This window comes from Nocardia sp. NPDC005745, from assembly GCF_040630775.1.
In the GTDB taxonomy this organism is placed as follows: Bacteria; Actinomycetota; Actinomycetes; order Mycobacteriales; family Mycobacteriaceae; genus Nocardia.
This window is the reverse complement of sequence record NZ_JBEXYF010000010.1, coordinates 135,598-154,924: the sequence shown is the minus strand read 5'-3', so window position 1 is coordinate 154,924 and position 19,327 is coordinate 135,598. Positions and strand designations below refer to the sequence as shown.

General features: G+C 68.9%; 16 protein-coding genes. 3 read left to right on the top strand and 13 right to left on the bottom strand.

Annotation, left to right across the window (positions count from 1 at the left end):
- Positions 1 to 2: 2 nt before the first annotated feature.
- Both ABZ420_RS13580 and ABZ420_RS13575 read right to left on the bottom strand, forming a co-directional pair.
- Positions 3 to 1,310, bottom strand: coding sequence for an extracellular solute-binding protein (locus ABZ420_RS13580; RefSeq protein ID WP_357121424.1), 1,308 nt, complete (start codon positions 1,308 to 1,310; stop codon positions 3 to 5).
- A gap of 327 nt (positions 1,311 to 1,637) precedes the next feature.
- Complete coding sequence (locus ABZ420_RS13575) at positions 1,638 to 2,837, bottom strand: alpha/beta fold hydrolase (protein ID WP_357121421.1); 1,200 nt, start codon at positions 2,835 to 2,837, stop codon at positions 1,638 to 1,640.
- A 358-nt stretch (positions 2,838 to 3,195) separates the two neighbouring features.
- Between ABZ420_RS13575 and ABZ420_RS13570 the strand changes: the two genes are divergently transcribed.
- Both ABZ420_RS13570 and ABZ420_RS13565 read left to right on the top strand, forming a co-directional pair.
- A complete protein-coding gene (locus tag ABZ420_RS13570) occupies positions 3,196 to 3,801 on the top strand; it encodes a YdcF family protein (protein WP_357121418.1) in 606 nt (201 codons plus the stop codon).
- A 44-nt stretch (positions 3,802 to 3,845) separates the two neighbouring features.
- On the top strand, positions 3,846 to 4,883 hold the full coding sequence (locus tag ABZ420_RS13565; protein WP_357121415.1) for a fused (3R)-hydroxyacyl-ACP dehydratase subunits HadA/HadB: 1,038 nt from the start codon (positions 3,846 to 3,848) through the stop codon (positions 4,881 to 4,883).
- A 12-nt stretch (positions 4,884 to 4,895) separates the two neighbouring features.
- On the opposite strand, the gene ABZ420_RS13560 is transcribed toward ABZ420_RS13565, so the two are convergent.
- From ABZ420_RS13560 to ABZ420_RS13545, 4 genes are read right to left on the bottom strand one after another with little or no spacing between them, the layout of a single operon-like run.
- A complete protein-coding gene (locus tag ABZ420_RS13560; protein WP_357121412.1) occupies positions 4,896 to 5,945 on the bottom strand; it encodes an LLM class flavin-dependent oxidoreductase in 1,050 nt (349 codons plus the stop codon).
- Positions 5,946 to 5,987: 42 nt separating this feature from the next.
- Positions 5,988 to 7,016, bottom strand: coding sequence for an alpha/beta hydrolase family protein (locus ABZ420_RS13555; protein WP_357121409.1), 1,029 nt, complete (start codon positions 7,014 to 7,016; stop codon positions 5,988 to 5,990).
- Entirely contained in the window at positions 7,013 to 7,963 is a 951-nt protein-coding gene (locus ABZ420_RS13550) for an acyl-ACP desaturase (protein ID WP_357121406.1), read from the bottom strand. Before ABZ420_RS13550 ends, ABZ420_RS13555 begins: the two co-directional genes overlap by 4 nt.
- A 57-nt stretch (positions 7,964 to 8,020) precedes the next feature.
- The gene (locus ABZ420_RS13545) at positions 8,021 to 8,965 is read right to left on the bottom strand and encodes a transcriptional regulator (protein ID WP_357121403.1); all 945 of its coding nucleotides are present in this window, start codon (positions 8,963 to 8,965) and stop codon (positions 8,021 to 8,023) included.
- A gap of 567 nt (positions 8,966 to 9,532) precedes the next feature.
- On the opposite strand from ABZ420_RS13545, the gene ABZ420_RS13540 reads away from it, so the two are divergent.
- Entirely contained in the window at positions 9,533 to 11,083 is a 1,551-nt protein-coding gene (locus ABZ420_RS13540; protein WP_062967345.1) for an acyl-CoA carboxylase subunit beta, read from the top strand.
- A 217-nt stretch (positions 11,084 to 11,300) separates the two neighbouring features.
- Here ABZ420_RS13540 and ABZ420_RS13535 read toward each other — a convergent pair whose 3' ends face one another.
- The 7 genes from ABZ420_RS13535 to ABZ420_RS13505 all read right to left on the bottom strand — a co-directional run bounded on the left by ABZ420_RS13535 (position 11,301) and on the right by ABZ420_RS13505 (position 19,122).
- Positions 11,301 to 11,882, bottom strand: a complete 582-nt coding sequence (locus ABZ420_RS13535) for a hypothetical protein (RefSeq protein ID WP_357121399.1) — start codon at positions 11,880 to 11,882, stop codon at positions 11,301 to 11,303.
- Positions 11,864 to 12,523 carry a TetR family transcriptional regulator gene (locus ABZ420_RS13530; protein ID WP_357121396.1) on the bottom strand — a complete coding sequence of 220 codons (660 nt, stop codon included), beginning with the start codon at positions 12,521 to 12,523 and terminating at the stop codon, positions 11,864 to 11,866. The genes ABZ420_RS13535 and ABZ420_RS13530 overlap by 19 nt, the downstream gene beginning before the upstream one ends.
- A 184-nt stretch (positions 12,524 to 12,707) precedes the next feature.
- Positions 12,708 to 13,571: a helix-turn-helix transcriptional regulator gene (locus ABZ420_RS13525; protein ID WP_357121608.1), complete on the bottom strand. Its 864-nt coding sequence runs from the start codon at positions 13,569 to 13,571 to the stop codon at positions 12,708 to 12,710.
- A 188-nt stretch (positions 13,572 to 13,759) separates the two neighbouring features.
- Complete coding sequence (locus ABZ420_RS13520; protein WP_040866595.1) at positions 13,760 to 14,704, bottom strand: helix-turn-helix transcriptional regulator; 945 nt, start codon at positions 14,702 to 14,704, stop codon at positions 13,760 to 13,762.
- 394 nt (positions 14,705 to 15,098) lie between these two features.
- Positions 15,099 to 16,163 carry a fused (3R)-hydroxyacyl-ACP dehydratase subunits HadA/HadB gene (locus ABZ420_RS13515; protein ID WP_357121393.1) on the bottom strand — a complete coding sequence of 355 codons (1,065 nt, stop codon included), beginning with the start codon at positions 16,161 to 16,163 and terminating at the stop codon, positions 15,099 to 15,101.
- Between the two features lie 176 nt (positions 16,164 to 16,339).
- Entirely contained in the window at positions 16,340 to 17,713 is a 1,374-nt protein-coding gene (locus ABZ420_RS13510) for a lipase family protein (protein WP_357121390.1), read from the bottom strand.
- A 233-nt stretch (positions 17,714 to 17,946) separates the two neighbouring features.
- A complete protein-coding gene (locus ABZ420_RS13505) occupies positions 17,947 to 19,122 on the bottom strand; it encodes a lipase family protein (protein WP_357121387.1) in 1,176 nt (391 codons plus the stop codon).
- Between the last annotated feature and the right edge of the window lie 205 nt (positions 19,123 to 19,327).

Sequence of the window (19,327 nt, the reverse complement as noted above, 5' to 3'; positions counted from 1 at the left end):
GGTCAGCTCACCCGGCAGAGTTCGGCGGCGGGATCCGGAGCCCAGCACGGCACCTTCAGGTCGTCGAGGATGCCTTGCAGGACCCGAGCCTGCTGATCCAGCGTGGAGCGGATATCGGCCCCGTCGAGCACGATCGAGCGGAAACTGTCTTTGAAAACCTTGCTCACCTCGCCTTCACGCTGTCCGAGACCCACCGGTGGCAGCGAAAGAATGGCGCCGGGCGCCTCTTGCTGCCTGCGCACCGCATCGGCCTCCAGCTGGATGGCCGGTGGCAGGTCGCCCGGGATCGCCGTGTCGACCGACGGGAAGAAACCGTTCGAACGCAGCAGCCGCAGTTGAGTGTCCGGACGGGTGAGCGTGCTGATCGTCCGCCGCGCCAGTTCGGGGTCCGGGCTGCCCTCGGGAATCGCGAGTCCGGCGATCACGGCCATGTAACCGAGGCCGTGCGAGCCACGGGGCGCGGGAAGCATCCGCCAGTTGCGCGGGTCGCGCTCGGGAGCGTGGACCACGCGCACGACGTGGTCCCACGCCAGGCGCACCTCGCCGCTGTCGAGCGGCTCCTGCATGAAGTCGAAGTTCGTACTCGCCGGGACGCAGTTCGCCCACAACTCACGCAGGTATCGCCACGCCGTCACGGCCTCGTTCGAGCGGAAGGTGGTGATCTGGCCGCCGGTGAACGAAGGCAGCAGGAAGCCCTGGACGAAGCGGTGCAGCAGGCCCTTGGGTCCCGCGGGCAGGCCCAGCACGGGACGATTGCCGTTGGCGCGGCGCGCGGCGATGGCCCAGTCCAGGAACTGGTCATAGGTCAGCGACGCGGCATCGGCGCCGGACGGCAGATGCTCCAGCGCATCCGCATGTGCGGCAAGGACATAACTCGCCGTGGCCCACGGGATGTACCACGTGCGGTCGGTGCCCACCCTGGCCAATTCCAGGTAGGCGGCGGGCCAGCCGCGGGGGCCGAGGTCGGCGACCAAACCGGTGAGGTCTTGCAAATAGCCGTCGGCGAGCGGCGCGATGTCGCCGTGCAGGCCGCCGAGCAGGCCGATCTGCGTCGCTCCCGCGTCGACCTGGCTGCGGACCTGGCTCGCGAACGGGCTCTCCTCGATGGTCACGTAACCGACGCCGGGTGCGGCATCGGCGAGCAGGCCGCGGAACCGTTCGGCCTCGTCGGCGGGACGGAACTGCGTGGACAGGAAAATCATTCCGCCGTTGCCGCTGGTGGCGAATCCGGTGCAGGCGGCGGACAATGCCGCCGCGCCGAAGCCCGCCGCGCACAAGAAGGATCTGCGCGTGGAACCGGATACCAGCATGCATGGCTCCTGTTCGGGCACAAAGCGGTTCGGACGAACATAAGGTCGGTCAACCTTAGGGCGCTGAAAGACATCGTCGATTGCCAATGTTGGCGATAGTGCGCGGAACGGAATGTCCCGGAACACGCCGATGCCCACCGAGCAGCGGGTGCGAGGGCCACTCGGTGGGCATACCGCCGCGCGCCGGGGACGTACGCGCCGGACAAGGGCGGGTCGAGGGATCCCGTCCGGCGGGCAGAAACGCGTGGCGGCCGGTGCTCCCGTCGAGCAGGCGGGCGGAGTCGGGGCACAAGCCACGCCGCTCGACGGGAGCAGGTCATCCGGTGATCACAGCGAGCCTCCGCCGCCGAGCAACCACGGGTTGAAGGTGCACTCCAGATTCGGATGGCCGGCCGGGTCGAGCGCGCGCAGCGCGATGGACAGCGCCCGCGGTGAGTACATCATCGTGAGGTGGTCGGACACGTCCTGTTCGCATCCGTCCTGCAGCGTGATGTTCTGCACCGTGACGCCGGGCGCCGCCTTCAGGAAGGTCAGATCGTAGGGATTGGTGATCTCGTCGTAGCGGGTGCCGACCACGGTGTAGTCGACCCCGGAGACGGTGTCGCCGTTCTCGTTGAGCTTGTTGACGAAGTCCGAGCCGATCGTCTGCTGGATGCCCGCGTGCCCGACGAAGATCTCGATGAAGCCGAGAATGTCGATGCCGAAGTTGTTGATCGCCCGGCCCAGCGCACCGATGCCGTCCAGACTGGTCCCGTGATGCGTGGCGCCGTAGGTGACCAGATTCTTCACCTTGGCCGCGCCGCCTTCGAACTTGGTGTACCAGTTCGACATCGACCCGCCCTGCGAATGCGCGACGAGGTCCACCTCCGACGCCCCGGTCGCGGCCAGCACCCGGTCGACGAACGTGGCCAGCTGCTTGGCCGAGTCCTGGATGTAGCCGGTGCCCATCACCCCGGGCAGCACCGATCCGAGACCGCCGCCCTCGAGCAGGTTGGACCGGCCATAGTTGAAGGTGAAGGTGCAGAAGCCCGCGTCCTTGATGGGCTGGCCCATGAAGGCGAACCCGTTGTAGGCGTTCATCCAGGTGCCGTGCACCAGCACCACCGGGCGGGGGTGCTCGGCGGTCGGCTTGCAGTTCCAGTCGTTGGTGCCCGGCGGGGCGGCGTCCGGATGGGTCAACCCGTAGCCGAACGCGGCCAGCCACGAGGTCATCGGCGGACCGTAACCCACGGTGTCGCTGGCGTATCCGCCGGAGGATCCCGAGCTGCTGCCGGATCCGCCGTAGCAGTCCCCGGATCCGTTGCCCGACCCGGCGCCGCTGCCCGAGGTGCAGGCCGAGCCGGTGCCCGCACTGCCCGAATCCGCCACCGGTGCGGCCGTGCGGCCCGCCGCGATGTAGTCGGCCAACTGCTGTTCGGTGGGCTGAGCCTCCGGCGCCGCGTTCGCGCCGGACGCACCGACGGCGAGCACCGAAACGCTCAGCAGCACCGCCGCCAAGGACGATCGCCCATAGGTACTTCGTTTCATGATTTGCCTTCCTGCAGAACCACGGTGTTCGACGACCGGCGCCGTTCTCGCTGGTAGACGGCACCGAAGCTGCGCCAACGCTAGAACCGGAAAACGGGACGGCCTATGCGGAAGAGCTGGATCTGGAGACCTCACGAATGCGTTCGGCCACGGCTAGGGAGACGGCACAAAGTACGCGAAAAGGGCATTTTCATGAATTCGGCGAATAGGTCGGCCGGCACAAGCCGATAGCGCCGAAACGGTGAATTATCCAGATCACCAGGCGATTACGGTTCCGCAACGGTCGACGGCCGCATCATGGATGGACGCTGAACCCAGCCATCGGTGGCCATCCGGTGGCTAACCACTGGGAGATCCCGTGTCCGCCACCATGGTTACCCTCGCCCGCACCGTGCTGGGCGCGTTCGCTGTCACCGCCGCGCTGACCAACCCCCCGCACGCCGCCGCGGACGGCCCGGGCTCCGCCGACGCGGGCCCCTCGATCACCGCGCCGTTCGCCCTCATCCCCGCTCCGGCGCCGACGGTGCGCGGGCCGGTCACCGCCATCGTCGTGCTCGGCTACGGACTGCTGCCCGACGGTGGCATGCGCCCGGAACTGATCGATCGTCTGCACGCCGGATACGCGCAGGCGCTGCTGGCACCCTTCTCGCCGATCATCGTGACCGGCGGCAACGCACGCAACGGCGTCACCGAGGCACGGGCGATGGCCGATTGGCTGATCGCCCGCGGCGTCCCGCCCGCCCGGATCGAGCTCGAGCCGGAGGCCGACACGACCGCGCAGAACGCCGTGCGCTCGGCCACGATCATGCGTGCGATCGGCGCACGCGACGCCGTGGTGATCACGTCGGCCGACCACATGGACCGGGCGGTGGGCACCTTCCACGAGGCGGGGGTGGACGTCGTCGGCACCGTTACCCCCGAGCAGGTGCCGCCCGCACTCTGGCGGTTCGGTCCGCTCCCCTGACCGGATGCCGCCGTCGATTACCGTTTCGCAATACAGGAGCAACCATGAACGAGACCGCGGTGAATCCCGTCGGACAGGCGATGTCGCTGGTCGACCATCGTTACCGTTCCACTCTTCGCTACGAGGTGGAACGGGAAAAGATCCGTGAATTCGCCCGCGCCGTCCAGGATTCGCATCCGGCGCATCGAAGCGAGGCCGCCGCGGCCGAACTCGGCTTTTCCGGACTCATCGCGCCCGCGACGTTCAGCTCGATCATTCTCACCAGGGTGCATCGCGAAATACTGGACACGCTGATCACCGGTTACGAGCCGACCCGGATTCTGCACGCGGACCAGGTCTTCGACTTCGGCAGGCCGTTGGTGGCCGGTGATCGGCTGACCTGCGACATCTATTTCGAATCGTTCCGGCACTTCGGCGATTACGACGTCCTCGCGATCAAGAGTGTGCTGATCGACCAGCACGGAGCCGTGGTGCAGACCGGTTCCAGCGCGCTGCTCGCGCGCGCCGGCGAGCGTGATCCCGGGTTGGCCGATGCGGTGCGCAAAGTCGCCATGGGGCATCGCTGCCCTGAGGAGCCGGCCCCGGGCAGCGCCGTCGCCCCGGCCGCGGCGGACCATCTCGCGCCGACGCCCGACCCTCGGTTACCGCGCACGCGTGTCGATTTCGAAGACCTGGCGGTGGGCACCGAGCTGCCTGTTCGCACCATGCGCCTGTCCCGTGGCGACCTGGTCAACTATGCCGGCGTGACCGGCGAATCCAATCCGGTGCTGTTCGACGAACGCGTCGCCGTCGCCAGCGGTCTGCCGACCGTGGTCGCGCCCGGCATGCTGAAACTGGGGCTGGCCACCTCGTTCCTGAGTTCCTGGCTCGGTGATCCCGCGGCGGTCACCCGTTTCCGCGCGCAGTTCGCGCACAACACCCATCACCTGCGGATACCGTCGTTGGGGGCGGGCACGATCCACTTCCGCGGCCGGGTCACCTCGATCGACGCGCGCAAGCGGCGGGCGACCATCGCGGTCGACGCGCGCGCCGAAGGACGCAGACTGTTCGGCTACGCCGCCGCCGAAGTGCTCTTCCCGTAGGCGATATCGGGATCAGGCGGCCCGGCCGGACCGCGCGTCCGCGCGATCGCGATCTGCGCGGTCGGGCGACAGACCGGTGAGCAGCGCCAGGCGGCGATGCGAATCCAGCCGCGCCGCGCGATCGTAAGTGCTGGTGTGCACGAGGATCTCGTCCGCGCCCGTCCTGGTCACCAGCCGCTCCAGGTGGTCGGCGACCTCGTCCTCGGTGCCGTACAGATGGCCGCGTAGCCCCTCCTCGACGATTCGGCGCTCCCGGTCGGTCATGGTGCGTGCCTCGATCTCGGCGGGCGACAACAGGGGCGGGAACTCGCCACGGGTGCGCGCGTACGCGGCGGACCACGCCTCCGGCAGCAGCAGCCGGTGGGCCTGCGCGGTGGTGTCGGCGATGACGATGGAACCGGAGACCATCACGTAGGGTTCGGCGCCTGCCAGGGCGGGGCGGAATTCGGCGCGGTAGCGCTCGATGGCCTCGACCATGCGGTCCTCGCCGCCGGCCGGGGCGATCACCAGCGGCAGCCCGAAACGGGCGGCGCGTTCGGCGCCGGAGCCGGTCGCCAGCAGAAAGGCGGGAACCCGCAGTCCCTCGGCGGGCCAGGCGTGCACCCCCTGCCTTCCCTCGGTGAAGTACGCCAGGAGTTCGGCGAGCCGGGCGTCGAAGTCCTCCGCGTCGCGCTTGTCGTACCCGAGCGCATGCCGCACGCCGTCGGTGAAGCCGACCGAGCGGCCCAACCCCATGTCGACGCGTCCCGGGTACAGCGATTCCAGCACGCCGAACTGTTCGGCGACCACCAGCGGCTGATGATTGGGCAGCATCACGCCGCCGGTGCCGATGCGGATCCGCGAAGTCGCCGCCGCCGCGGCCGCCGCCAGCACGGTCGGCGCCGAACCCGCCACGCCGGGCACGCTGTGGTGCTCGGACACCCAGAAGCGGTGATAGCCCCACTCCTCAGCGAGCCGGGCGAACTCGACGGTCTCTCGCAGCGCGGCCGGATGGCTCTGACCGCGCCGTACGCGCGACCGATCGAGGACGGAGAACCGGACAGAGGACAGCGCCGATGTCATACCGATGTCAACGCGAGCGCGCCGCGCTGATTCCGCGCCGATTCACGGGGCGGACGGCACTCCGAGCGCCTCCGCCAGCACCCGCCAGGCGCGCGGCAGCTGGGCCTGGAAATCCGGCCAGGTGTGCATGCCCTCCGCGGTGTACTCCACGGTCGCGGGAATCCGCAGCTCGGACAGGCGGGCGGCGAACCGCTCGGTGCAGGCCCGGGCGCCCGCCTCCAGCGCCGCGCCGCCGCCCGCGGTGCGCAGCGCGTCCGCGACCGACGGGGAGTTCGCGACCGCCACCAGGTCGGCGCCGGTCGGCAGCCCGGCGGCCGCCGAGAGGTAGACAGCGGTGCCGCGCAGGTTCTCCGCATGCAGCAGGCTGTCGTGCGCGGCCCATTCCGGTGAGGACGGCGGGCCCCAGAGATTGTCGACGTTGCCACCGCGCGAGGCGACCGTGATGGTGGTGACCGCGTGACCGAGCGGGTCCGCGGTGGAATAGCACCCGCTCATCCCGGCGACGGCGCGATACCAGCCGGGGTGGCGCTGGGCGAGCATCATCGCCGCCTGCGCCCCCATCGACACGCCGGCGACGGCGCGGCGGCCGTCGGTGCGCAGCAGCGATTCCACGATCGGCGGAAGTTCGGTGGTGAGGAATGTCTCCCAGCGGTTGAGTCCCAGCGCGGTGTCGTGGCGGACCCAGTCGCTGTACATGCTGCCGGTGCCGCCGCCGGTGAGCACCACGTCGACCGGTTTGCCCGCGAAGAACTCGGCGGCGCCGCCCTTACCCAGCCATGCCGATGTGGCGTCGCCGTCCACGCCGTCGAGCAGATACAGCACCGGGCGTGGCGCCTCGCCGCTGCCGCGCAGCACGTCGACCGAGATGATCCTGCGCATCGCCGCGGAAGCGATGGAGAGCCGTTCATGCCCCTCGGCGACCTTCTCGATCGACAGCAGCCCCGTACGGGTCATGGCCGGGTCCACCGCGGGCGGCGGGGCCTGCGGCACCGGATCGGCGAACACGGGGGCAGCGGTGACCGCGGCGATGAGGGCCATCGCCGCCGCGGTGATCGGTACGCGCGACCTCATCCTGCCGCAGCGGCCCGTTCCGCTCGTCTGGCCGCCGCGCGCTCGCGCTGCTCCTCGAACCGTCGCGCCTTCAGCTCCATGTCCTCGAGGTAGGCGTGCAGTTCGTCGCGGGCGCGTTCGCCGTCGCCGGTCAGGTCGGTGCGCTCGAAGACATGCCACGCACGCAGCACCGGGCGCACGACCACGTCGAGATGCTGTCGCAGATCGTAGATGCCGTGCGCGGCCAGCAGCACCGCGTTACGCCGGAAGTTCGGCTGGGAGAGTCCGGGCATCTGAAAGCGGGTGACCACGGTGGTGATCGCGCGCAGCGCTTCGTTCGGCACGAGGTCCAGAGCGGCGGCGTTGATGTTCCGGTAGAAGATCATATGCAGGTTCTCGTCGGCGGCGACACGTTGCAGCATACGCTCGGCGATGGGCTCCTCGCAGGCCGCTCCGGTATTCCGGTGGCTGATCCTGGTCGCCAGCTCCTGCAGTGTGACGTAGGCCACCGAACGCAGGAGCACTTGCTCCGTGTCGGGTTTCGCGAAGCCGGTGGTCATATGCGCCATCCTGGCCTGCTCCAGCAGCACCGGATCGACCGCGCGGGTCACCACCAGATAGTCGCGCATCACGATGGCGTGGCGGTTCTCCTCGGCAGTCCACCGGCCCACCCAGGTGCCCCACACCCCGTCCAGTGAGAACGCGTCCGAGATCTCCCGGTGATACGACGGCAGATTGTCCTCGGTGAGCAGATTGGTGATCATCGCCGTCTGCGCGACTTCGGAAAGTCCGGATTGTCCCGGTTCCCAATCGATTCCGCCGAGGGCGGCGAAATTACGCCCGTCGTCCCACGGCACGTAATCGTGCGGATTCCAGGACTTGGCCTTGCGCAGATGGTCGTTGAGCAGGCGTTCGGCGGTGGGTTCGAGTTCGCGTAGAATATCGCGGTCGGTCAACGCGGTGGTCACTCGCACTCCTTTGCTCACCCTCGATTTCAGGGCACACTCGACGATACCGGCGAAATTTCAGGCCGAACGGCCGATTACGTGATCGTTGGGCGAGGTGACGATGGTCATATGACCCGGCTGGGGCAGTTCACAACCCGCGATGTCACCCGCGTCGGTCACCCCATACAGCCCAGGGGGCCTGCCCGCCGCCCGCAACCGGTCCAGCAGATCGTGGGCGCGCCCGGCCAATTCGGGAATGCGCGCGGTGCGCCCGGTGGCCACCGCGGCGGTCAACGGCACCTCGGCGGCCTCGCCGACGATGGCCAGCACGTCGGGGGTCATGCTGAACGTTCCGGTGCGGGCGGGCACGTCATCGATCGGCACCAGCACCGTGCCGCCGGCGGCGGACAGCACCGACAGCGCCCGTGAGCCGAGCGGATCGGCCAGCGCGGCCTGGACCCGCCGGAGTTTGCGCCGGGCCGCGTCCGTGCCCGTGACGGGTCTTCGCTCGTCCGGGTGCGCCGGGATGCCCAGCGCCACGACCTGGTACGACCGCGCGATCGGAATGCCGGTCGCCCTGGCGAGTTCGCCGACCGCGTGCCCGCCCAGCAACGCGGAGACCAGCGTCTGGGCTGCGGTCTGATGTTCCCGCGCGACCGCGCGATGCTCGTCCACGTAAGCGGTCGACGCCGCCACCGTCACCATTTCCAGGACGTGGATCGCCAGTCGCGCACCCGCGAGAAAATGGTCGGTCCGCTCGTCGGCGACCTCGTCGGCGAGCAATTCCAGTCCGTTGCGGATTTCGTCGTGATACGCGCCGAGCACCGTTTCCAGCGCGATGCCCTCCCGCGCCCAGCGCGAGGCGAAACCGGCGATCTCCGGAGGTCGCGACGCCGCAGGCGCCGGACGCGGCGCCAGCAGTTCGACGGCGGCCGCCAAACAGTTTCGCGCGGTGCTCGCGACATCGCCGGAGGCGTCGTGGCCGACGCGCTCGGCGAGGTGTTCGACGAGTTTCGATGTCAATGTCTCGGTACTCGTTCTCGGCTTCCTGCCCATCATGCCTTCCGAAGGTTAGCGACGGATCGTGATGGAATCGAGATATGTCGCGCCGAATCGGGTAAGTCATCAGTGGTCGCGCGACCGGTTGGGCACGATCACAAGCTTTTCGAGCGGATCGAGGCCGACGGCGTCCGCCACGGACGGAACTGCTGCGGCACCGCGATTTTCGAATCCGGCGCCCGAGCGGTCGCAGGCCCACCGATCTCCGGAGTATGTGACGCAGCGCCGTCCGCGCATTTCCGGCGCTGCGTCGAGCTCACCCTAGATCCGTTGGCACCGACCTGAGAAGCCCCCATCGACGCTGTGAGGACGGTTCATCGAAGCTCACGGCCACGATTGGGACGTCGCACAGTCCGTGTCGTCGCGGCCGACCGGCCCGGCGCGTGCTATGAACCGTGGAATCGAAAGGCAAACCTGTGAGCTGTTCCATGAGATCTTCCGAACCACTGTGCAGCGGATCGCGGCGCCGATAGCATCGAGCGCCGCGCTGCCGTACGGCGCCGCGACGAGTTTCGAAGGGCTACACCACATATGAGCGGTACGCGAGAGAAGCTGGACGAGCTGCGGGCGATCCTGGAGCTGGCCGAGGAGCCCGCAGGCGAGAACGGCATCGCGAAGCGCAAGAGCAAGGGCATCCCCAGCGCGCGGGAGCGGGTGCGCGCACTCCTCGACCCCGGGAGTTTCGTGGAGATCGGCGCGTTGGTGCGCCAGCCGGGCACCCCCGGCGCCATGTACGGCGACGGAGTAGTCACCGGGCGCGGCCGGATCGACGGCAGACCCGTCGTGGTGATCGCGCACGATCAGACCGTCTTCGGCGGCTCGGTGGGTGAGATGTTCGGCCGCAAAGTCGCCGCCGCACTGGATTTCGCCACCACGAATGCCTGCCCGGTCGTCGCGATCAACGACTCCGGTGGCGCCCGCATCCAGGACGCGGTCACCTCGCTGGCGTGGTACGCGCTGATGAGCCGCCGCCAGGAACGGCTGTCGGGCTTCGTGCCACAGGTATCGATCATGCTCGGCAAATGCGCGGCCGGGTCGGTCTACGCACCGGTGAACACCGACGTCCTGATCGCGACCGAGAAGTCGTACATGTTCGTCACCGGCCCCGAGGTGATCAAGGAGGTCACCGGCGAGGAGGTGACCATGGAGGAGCTGGGCGGCGCGCAGGCGCAGGCCGCGACCGGCACCGTCCACCACGTCGCCGCCACCGAGCAGGACGCCTTCGACTGGGCCAGGACCTATCTGAGCTATCTTCCGTCGAGTTGCCTGGAGCCCGGCCCGATCGTCAACCCCGGGCTGGAGCCGCAGGTCACGCCGCACGATCTGGAGCTGGACTCGATCGTTCCCGATTCCGATCGGCAGGGCTACGACATGCACGAGATCTTGCTGCGCCTGTTCGACGACGGTGACTTCCACGAGATCAGCGCGGCCACCGCGCAGAACCTGATCACCGGCTTCGCCAGGGTGGACGGGCGCAGCGTCGGGGTGATCGCGAACCAGCCCCTGGTGCTCGGCGGCGCGATCGACGCCAAATGCTCGGACAAGGCGACGCATTTCATCCGCTTGTGCAATGTCTTCGGGTTGCCGCTGATCTTCGTCGTGGACACCCCCGGTGTGCTGCCCGGCGTGGAGGAGGAGCGCAGCGGGGTGATCAAACGCGGCGGGCGGTTCTTCCGCGCGGTGATCGAGGCGACCGTCCCGATCGTCACCGTCGTGGTGCGCAAGGCCTACGGCGGCGGCTACGCCGTGATGGGCTGCAAGCAACTCGGCGCCGACGTCAGCCTGGCCTGGCCGACGGCGCGCATCGCCGTGATGGGCGCCGAGAGCGCGGTGAGCATCGTCGGCAAGCGTCAGATCGCCCAGGTACCCCCTGAGCAACGCGCGGCGGTGCGCGACTACATGATCGAGCAGTACAACGCCACGGTGGCCACGCCTTGGATCGCCGCCGAGCGCGGCTACATCGATGCGGTGATCGAGCCATCGCGGACCAGACTGGAGATCCGTCGCGCGCTGCGCCTGCTGCGCGAGAAGGAGGCGAGCGCCGAGCCCAACCCGCGCAAGCACAGCCTCTTCCCGGTCTGAGCGGACCCCGGCTCCCGGTTATGTTGTGTCACAACGTAACCGGGTCGATGTGATGGGATCTCCGACGATCCGCGCCGAACGGGGCCACCCGGCCCGCCGATGCCTTAATCTCAGGGCAGTGCCGGGCCGCTTCGTTCGCCGCGTTGCCGTCTCGGCACGCGACGTGCCCGCTGCGCCTGTTCCCTACCCTCGCACGGCGGGCACGCCGCACCAAGGCTCAGCCGTGCCCCCAGGTGAGGTCGGCGGCCACCCATTCGGTTTCCCACCGGCGCAGCCGCCGCCGATCGAGTCCGCGGCACAGCAACAGGTAACTTCCCGCGAGCACGATCGAGACGCCGAGCACCGCACCCGCGGTGAGCATGACCGCTTTGCTGGCAGGCTGGGACGACGAGGGCGGCTCGACGATCGCACCCCGCTCGTTCAGCCAGATCGGCACGGCGGAGCCCGGCTCCACCACCGTGGTCGACTGATAGTCGCCGGTATGGGTTACGCCGTCGGCGTCTTTCCAGGACACGCGCGCGGGCACCACCGGCGCGTACAGCGGCGCCTTCCCGGTTTCGATCACCGTCGCGTCGACCTGATGCAACCGCGCCGTCTCGGCTTGCACCGCGGCCGTCTCCACCCGGTACACCCGGCCGCCGACGGTCACCGCCAGCACGGGCACGACGATCAGGAACACCACGGCCAGCAGAACCGCGAACCCGGTTTGCACACGGTCTTCCCTGCGGCGCAGCGGATTTCGATCCAGGCCGACGCGGCGGCACGTGCGGCGGTACATGTTCACCGACCCGGTAGACATGACGGTGACTCCTCGTTACGGAATTCGGTGGTGAGGGTGACGAGGGTGTCGAAGAACTCTTCGACGAGGCCGGGCAGACCCATCGGATCCGGGCCCGCCGCCCAGCTCTGCAGCGCCGCCAGCAGGATGCCCGCGCCGGCGCCTACGGCGACCGCCGGACGCGGATCCGTCAGCGGATCCACCCCCAGCCGCGCCGCGATGATCCGGACCGATTCGCGCTGCCCATCGATGCGGATGCGCTGATAGCCGGCGAACAGTTCGGGTTCGTCCTCGAAGCGCTGGAACAAAGCCCAGCGACGGGCCAGCAGGGACGCGCGCGCGCCGCCGTACTCGGTGGCGAACCAGTCGTGGACGGCGTTGCGGTAGGCGGTCAGGGGCGGCTCACCCGGCGGCCGACGGCGCAGCGCCTCGTTGAACAGGTGGACGTCTTGATCGACATCGCCCAGAATCGCTTCCTCGATGGAGGCGAAATGCCTGCTGAACGTGCGCCGGGTGACACCGGCCCGCACCGCGATGTCCTCGACGGCCACCGCTTCCAGCCCCCGCTCGGTGAGCAGGTCGAACGCCGCGCGCGACAACGCCTCGCGGCTGCGCCGAGTGCGCAGCCGACGGCCGTCCAGACCGACACCGTCGTCGCTCATACACACAGCTTACCCCCTATTGTCCCAATGGGACAATATTCGCCCTTTCCCCGGCATGCGGATCATCTCGAACTGGAAATGCCCGATTCGGGCGCGCCGAATCCAGGATGGACCGTGCGGGGTGCGGGGCGGCGAGGGAGTTCTCTCCGGCGCGCGAATGCGGCGTGCCGCGGTGCGCGATCCGTCACCCTCGCGGGTGGTCCACCGGTTCGTCGACCGTCGGCGGCACGCCGTCGCGCAAGACCTGGAGCAGTTGCCGGGAATGCTGCGGGGAAGGGGCCAGCAGCGAAAGTTGGTTCAGCGCCGCGTAGTACACATCCAGGTCGGCGATCTTGTCCAGATACAGCGCGCTGGTCAGCTGCTGAAGGTAGACGATATCGGGCAGATCCGCCTCGGCGAAACGCAAGATGGTGAACGCGCCGTCGGTGAGGGCGGGGCCGCCCACGTGGTCGGCCAGGATCTGGATGGTGATGTTCGGCTGAGCGGCCGCGCGCAGCACGCGGTCGAGCTGGGCGCGCCAGACGGTCGAGCCGCCGATCCTGCGGCGCAGCGCGGCCTCCTCGATGATCATCCACAGCTGGGGCGGGTGCGGACCGGCGAGGATGTCCTGCCTGCGCATGCGCAGCGCGACACGACGTTCGATCGAATCCTCCGGCTCCCCCGGATGCGACAGGGTGAGCAGCGAGCGGGCGTACTCCGGCGTCTGCAGCAGTTCCGGGACCGCTCGCGGTTCGTAGCTGCGGATCAGGCGCGCCGCCTGTTCCAGCCCGAGGTAGGTGTCGAACCATTTCGGCAGCCAGTCGTTGTCCCGCGCCCACCACCCCGACGCGTTGGCCTGCCTGGCCAGTTCCAGGTAGCGCTCCCGTTCGTCGGGTTCGGTCACCCCGTAGAGGTCGAGCAGGTCGACCAGATCCCGTTCCCGGCAGCCGGTGCGCCCGAGTTCGAGCCTGCTGATCTTCGAATGCGACCCGCGTATGGCGTCACCGGCCGCCTCGCGGGTGATATTCCGGGACTCGCGTAGGCGGCGCAGCCTGCCGCCGAGGACCATGCGTAGGACCGTCGGCCCGCCGCCGGAGACCGGATGACCGCCGGGCCCGGGAGAATCGCTCGACTGTCGTTCCTTCGAAGGACGCATGCCCCGAGTCTGCCATGTTGACCCAGTCGTTATCTATGGTCGAAAGTCCCTGTACCGCTGGGTATTCGTGGCTCCGCCGGGCTCGTCGCCGCGCCTGACGGTCAGGCGTGGCCGGACGGCAGCTCCACGATCCGCGGCTCGCGCTCGCGCAACGCCGCGATGAGGTCGCGGGTGTACTCGGGCGGCGCGGCGTGCACCGACAGCAGATTCGCCACCGCGCGGTAGGCGGCGAGATCGGCGTCCTTGTCCAGGTACAGCGCGCCGGTGAGCTGCTGGAGATACACGATGTCGGGCAGATCCGCCTCGGCGAAGCGCAGCATCGCGAACGCGCCGTCGGCCAGCGCCGGGCCGCCGACATGATCAGCGAGCACCTGCACCGTGATGTTCGGCGCCTCCGCGGCCCGCAGCAGGTGCTCGAGCTGGGCCAGCCAGACCTGCGATCCCCCGATCCTGCGCCGCAGCGCCGCCTCCTCGACGATCAGCCACAGCTGGGGCGGGTCGGGTCTGGTCAGGATCTCCTGGCGGCGCATCCGCAGGGCCACGCGCCGCTCGATCGACTCCTCGTCCTCGTGCGGATGCGCGAGCACGAACAGTGCGCGAGCGTAGTCGGGGGTCTGCAGCAACTCCGGGACGACCCGCGGCTCATAGCAGCGGATGAGCTGGGCGGCCTGCTCCAGCCCGAGGTAGGTGTCGAACCACTTCGGCAGCCAGTCGGCGTCGCGATGCCACCATCCCGAGGTGTTCGCCTGCTTCGCCAGCCGCTTGAACTCCGCGCACTCCTCTTCGTCGGTGACGCCGTACAGCGCGAGCAGGTCCACCAGATCCCGTTCCCGGAAACCGGTGCGCCCCAATTCCAATCGGCTGATCTTGGAGTGCGAGCCGCGGATCGCCTCGCCCGCTTCCTCGAGCGAGATGCCGCATGCCTCCCGCAACCGCCGCATCCGCCCGCCGAGGATCATCCGCAAGGCGGTCGGGCCGCCCTCGGCGGCGGGAGCCGTTCCACGAGCGATGGTTTCGTTTTGAGGCCGCACTACCGAAGCACGCATGTACGCAGTCTTGCATGCGCACTGCCCACACTCCAGCACCGAGCCGTCGCCGGCGACGCGAATGCGCAGGTGTAAGTACATCCGCAAGATCATGCACGGGATAGCGGGCACTTCACTCGCTGCCGGTGGCAGTCACCCGACGTCGCGCACAGCGCTGTGCCGCAGGCCGACTTCACACATTCCTGCACCAACATACTCCCGGTACGCGCGAAACCCAGGTGCCGCGAAGCCACCGGTTCCCAGGCGGGCGCAGCGCTGAACTTCGCTAAGCGCGAACGCGATACCGGACGCACAGCTCTCCGACCGAGCCGCGTCACCGCGCGCTTCCGACGCCCCCACGACGGCACCGGCCCCACATCCCCGGACGATGACGAGGCCAGGGCGGCCGCTCGGTTCAGCGCAGCAGCACGTCCGCCGTCGCGCGACCGAACAGCTTCCGGTCCCCGCAGGTCGCCGTCAACGCGATGGTGGCCGCGCGGCGATCCGGATCCAATTGCTTGACCCGGCCGTGGAATTCGATCGCGCTGGCCTTGGTCGCCGGGACCGGTGCGAAGCCGGCGAACCGCACCCCGTACCGCGTCACGGCGGCGGGATCACCGAGCCAGGAGGTGAGATATCCGGCGCCGAGGCCCATCGTCAGCAGACCGTGCGAAACCACGTCGGGCAGACCGGCGCTGCGTGCGACCTCGTCGCTGAAGTGGATCGGATTCGAATCGCCCGACACACCGGCGTAGTTCACCAGATCACCACGGGACACCAGCACCGTGCGCGGGGCGAGTTCCATGCCGACGGACAAGTCCTCGAAAGCGGGAAGGGTACGCGGCAGGCGCGGCTCGGCGGGCGCTTCCGGTTGCGCCGGCTCATCGAAGCTCTCGACCAGCCCGCCGTCGTCGTCGGCCAGGCGCGCGGCCGCCGCGTCCGCGCGGTCGGCGGCCGACTGCCCGGTCATGATCACGCCATCGACCGCCGCGCGCAGATCGGCGGCGAGCTCGACTCCGGTCTGCGCCACCGCCGTGGTGTGCGCGGTCTGCAACACCTCCTTGTGCTGATTGCTCAGCACGTTCTTGGTGACCATGAAGTCCTTGTCACCGAACTGCCGGAACGACTCGATGTAGGAGTCGCACCGCACCTCGTCGCCCGCGACGATCGGCCGGTGCACCCGGATCGACTGCTCGGTCTGCAGCACTTGGCCGAGGTCGTACCCGGTGAGCACGGACTCGAACATCTTGCGCTGCATCAACATGAGGATGATCGAGGAGAACGTCAGCGGCGCGACGAGTCCGTCGAAGCCCAAGCCCCCGGCGGCGTCTTCGTGCCGGTGCGCCGGATGGCCGTCCTGCAGCGCTCGCGCGAACTCCCGGATCTTCTCCCGACCCACCTCGTACGGGTCGGTCAGGCGGTAGTGCCGCCCCACCAGTGCCTTGGCCTGCTCGGACGCGGTGGTCGTGATGTCGCTCATGTGCCTCTCTCGGGAATTCGGGCGTCACCCCGCCCGGACCGCCAACCGTACCGAAGCGGCGACGACACCGCTCAGCACTCTAGCCAGATCTGGGCATACCAACCGAAGGGGACACGTGTTGATCGCACTCGCAGGCCCGCGGTGTTAACCGGAGCCCGCACCGCGCCGTCAACCGGTCAGCACTCGTCGGGTGCCCGGACTCCCTGAAGCCGGTCGTCGAGCCAGACCATGGCTTCCGGATATCCGAGCGCACCCGCGATGATGTGCTCACCGAGCACACTGCGGTATACCGCGGGCACCCCCAGGCGGCACTGCTCCGCGTAGAGATTGCGCGCACCCTCGGCCGGGATCCAGAACTCCTGCTCGCCGTTGTAGACGTACAGCGGAGTCGCCGACCTCATGCCGGCCATCTTCGTCACCCGATAGATGTCCCCGGCCAGCGCCGAGTGCAGCGGATCGGGGAAGTTCGCGGCGATGTCGATCGGCAGCATCAGCACACCGATAGCGCCGTAGCTGCTGCCGCACATGTTCTTCACCGGTGAGGTGGCCACCCACTGGGCGAGATTGTTCATCCCCGCCAGGATCTCCGGCCGCTCGCGACCGATCCCGAAGACCGCGCCCATGAATACGGCCGAGGCGAGGTTGCCGTTCATGCTGCGCGCCAGGATCTCGAAGTCGGCGGGCACCCCGCCGAGTGCGGCGCCGACGATCACGCCCGCCAATTCCGGCGCGTAGCCATCGATCAGCTTGACCGCCCCGTGCGTCGCGATCGCGCCGCCGGAATACCCCGCGAGCCCGAACTTCGCGGCGCCGAACTCCTCCGGCAACAGACCGCGCACCGCCCTGATCGAGTCCAGCACCGCGTGCCCGGCCACGATCGGCTCGGCGTAGGCCATCGACGGGCCCTCGTGGTCGGGGATCAGCACGGCGTAACCGCGCAGCGCCGCCACGTGCGTCGTGGGTGGCAGGAAATCGGTGAAGCTGGTGTCCGGGTTGAGCCCGTGCGCGAGGGTGTATCCGGGCGTGCAGGTACGGCCGAGGGCGTCGATGGGCAGGTTGTTCACCACCACCGGCCGCTGCCCCGGTCCCGGCCACGGTGCGGCGGGAACGACCAGCGTCGCCGTGGCATACGACGGCGCGCCGTGCGCGTCCGTCGTGCGGTACTTCATCAGGAGCGCCCGCTGAATGGGCATCAGCATCAACGGTGCGGTGGTCGGGCTCACGTCACGGATTTCGATGACCTGTCCCTCGGACAGTTCGTCGAGATTCACCGGGCGCAGGTCGAACATCGGATCACCGACGGCCGACGGAAGGGTGGCCGAGCGTAGCGCCGCCAGCGACGGCGACAGCGTAGTCGCTTCGTGCGTTGGCGAACTCGGCTCCGGCGGCGGCGGGATCGGCGGCGGCGGGATGACCTGATCGATGAGTTGTTGCAGCCCGGGCAGGAGCCCGCCGGGCGGTGGGGCGGGCGCGGGCTCCGCGGCAGCGGGGACGGCCAGGGCCGAGCCGGCGGCGAGCAAAGCCACAGCAATGGCACGCGAAATTCTCATGGCACACGCCTTCGGGTGCGAACGGCAACGTCGTCTGGCACCCGGGCGCACTGGCTTCGACCCCCGAATCGGCCCCTGTCAGACCGGGAGCCAGGACGTCAGGCTACGTCAGCGGCCATGGCTGGACGCAGTAAAGCATCCGAGTTGTGTTGTCGCGTATCCATATCGCAACAACCGGGCCGAGAACCGTATCCGGAGAACGGGTCCCGGCTCGGCCGGTCGCGTATCGTCGCTCAGCAATTGCTCGGCGCGGGCTCCCCTCGGAAGCGGGCGTCCAGCCAGGTCAGAGCCGCGGGAATGCCGAGCACCGCCGCGGTCAGATGGTCCGGAACCGGAATCTGCTCGGCCTGCACCTTGGCGCCCGCCGCACACCACCGCTTGTCGGTGTTGACCACCGCGTCGATCGGGATGAGACCGTCGATCGGCGAATGCCATTCGAATACCGGCATCTTCGGCACGCCGTCGTAGAGTTCGAGGCTGTTCTCCTCGACCACGGCACGCGCGGTGTCGTCGTTGATCATCGAGGTCGTCTTGGCGAAGTCCAGCGCACCGCGGCCCGCGCCGGTTGAGAGGATGTCGTTGGTGCAGCTGTTGGCGATCTGCGCGCGGGCGGCCAGCCCCCGCTCGTTCAACTGCTCGCTGAGCGGGAAGCGAGTCGGGTACTCACGCTCCAAACCGAATCCGGCGGCGAACGCGAGCCCGAACACCGGGTGCGGGTTCAAACCCAGCCCCTCGAGCATCTTCACGAGATTCATCGGCACGCCGCCCATGGCCGCGCCGGCGATGTCGAGCTCCGGGGCGTACTTCGGTTGCAGGGCGGCCGCCCACGCGGTGGCCATCCCGCCGCCGGAATACCCGACCATCGCCACCGGGCTGCGCTGCACCCCGAGTTCGCCGACCTGCTTGACGGCGCGTATCCCGTCGAGGGTGATCTGCCCGCCGAGCTTCGCGGCGCCGTAGGCGAAATTCGGGCCCAGGTGATCGGGCAGCGCGACGCTCCAGCCGCGCGCCAGCAGCACGTTCCAGCCCGGCGCTTCCCGCACGACGAGGTTCGGGTCACCGGTGTAGAGCACCCGGGAGACCGAGCACTCCGAGCCGAGTCCGTTGATGATGTGCTGGAACGACAGCAGCGGCCCGTCGGTGCGATGCGCCTTGGGCGTCAGCACCGTGGTGGTCGCGGCGATCGGTTTACCCTCCGAACTCGTCGACCGGAACCGGACCACGGTCACCGTGGTCTCCGGGAAGATCGCCAGCGGCGGCATCACCCTGGTCGCGATGACGTCACCCGGCTTGCGGTCGGCGATATCCGCGGGTGTCGCGTAGAAGGGATCCGGATCGGGTTCGGGGTACAGCGGCGCGCTGGTTGCCGCGCCGGCCATGCTCGCGACCAGCACCAGGCCCGCGGCCATCGCTCCGATCGCACGTGCGAGACGCCGTTGTCCCACTCCCCCACCCAACGAACGTGGGCCCTGACTCATCGACGTGTGCCTCCTGAATCGTCCAACGCTGTACTCATCCTCGGCAACATCACCTGCGCTGAGCACTACCCGACGCGATCATGTTGACAATTCACAAGTTTCGGGTGCCCGGCCTGTGGCGGTCGCGCGCCCCGGC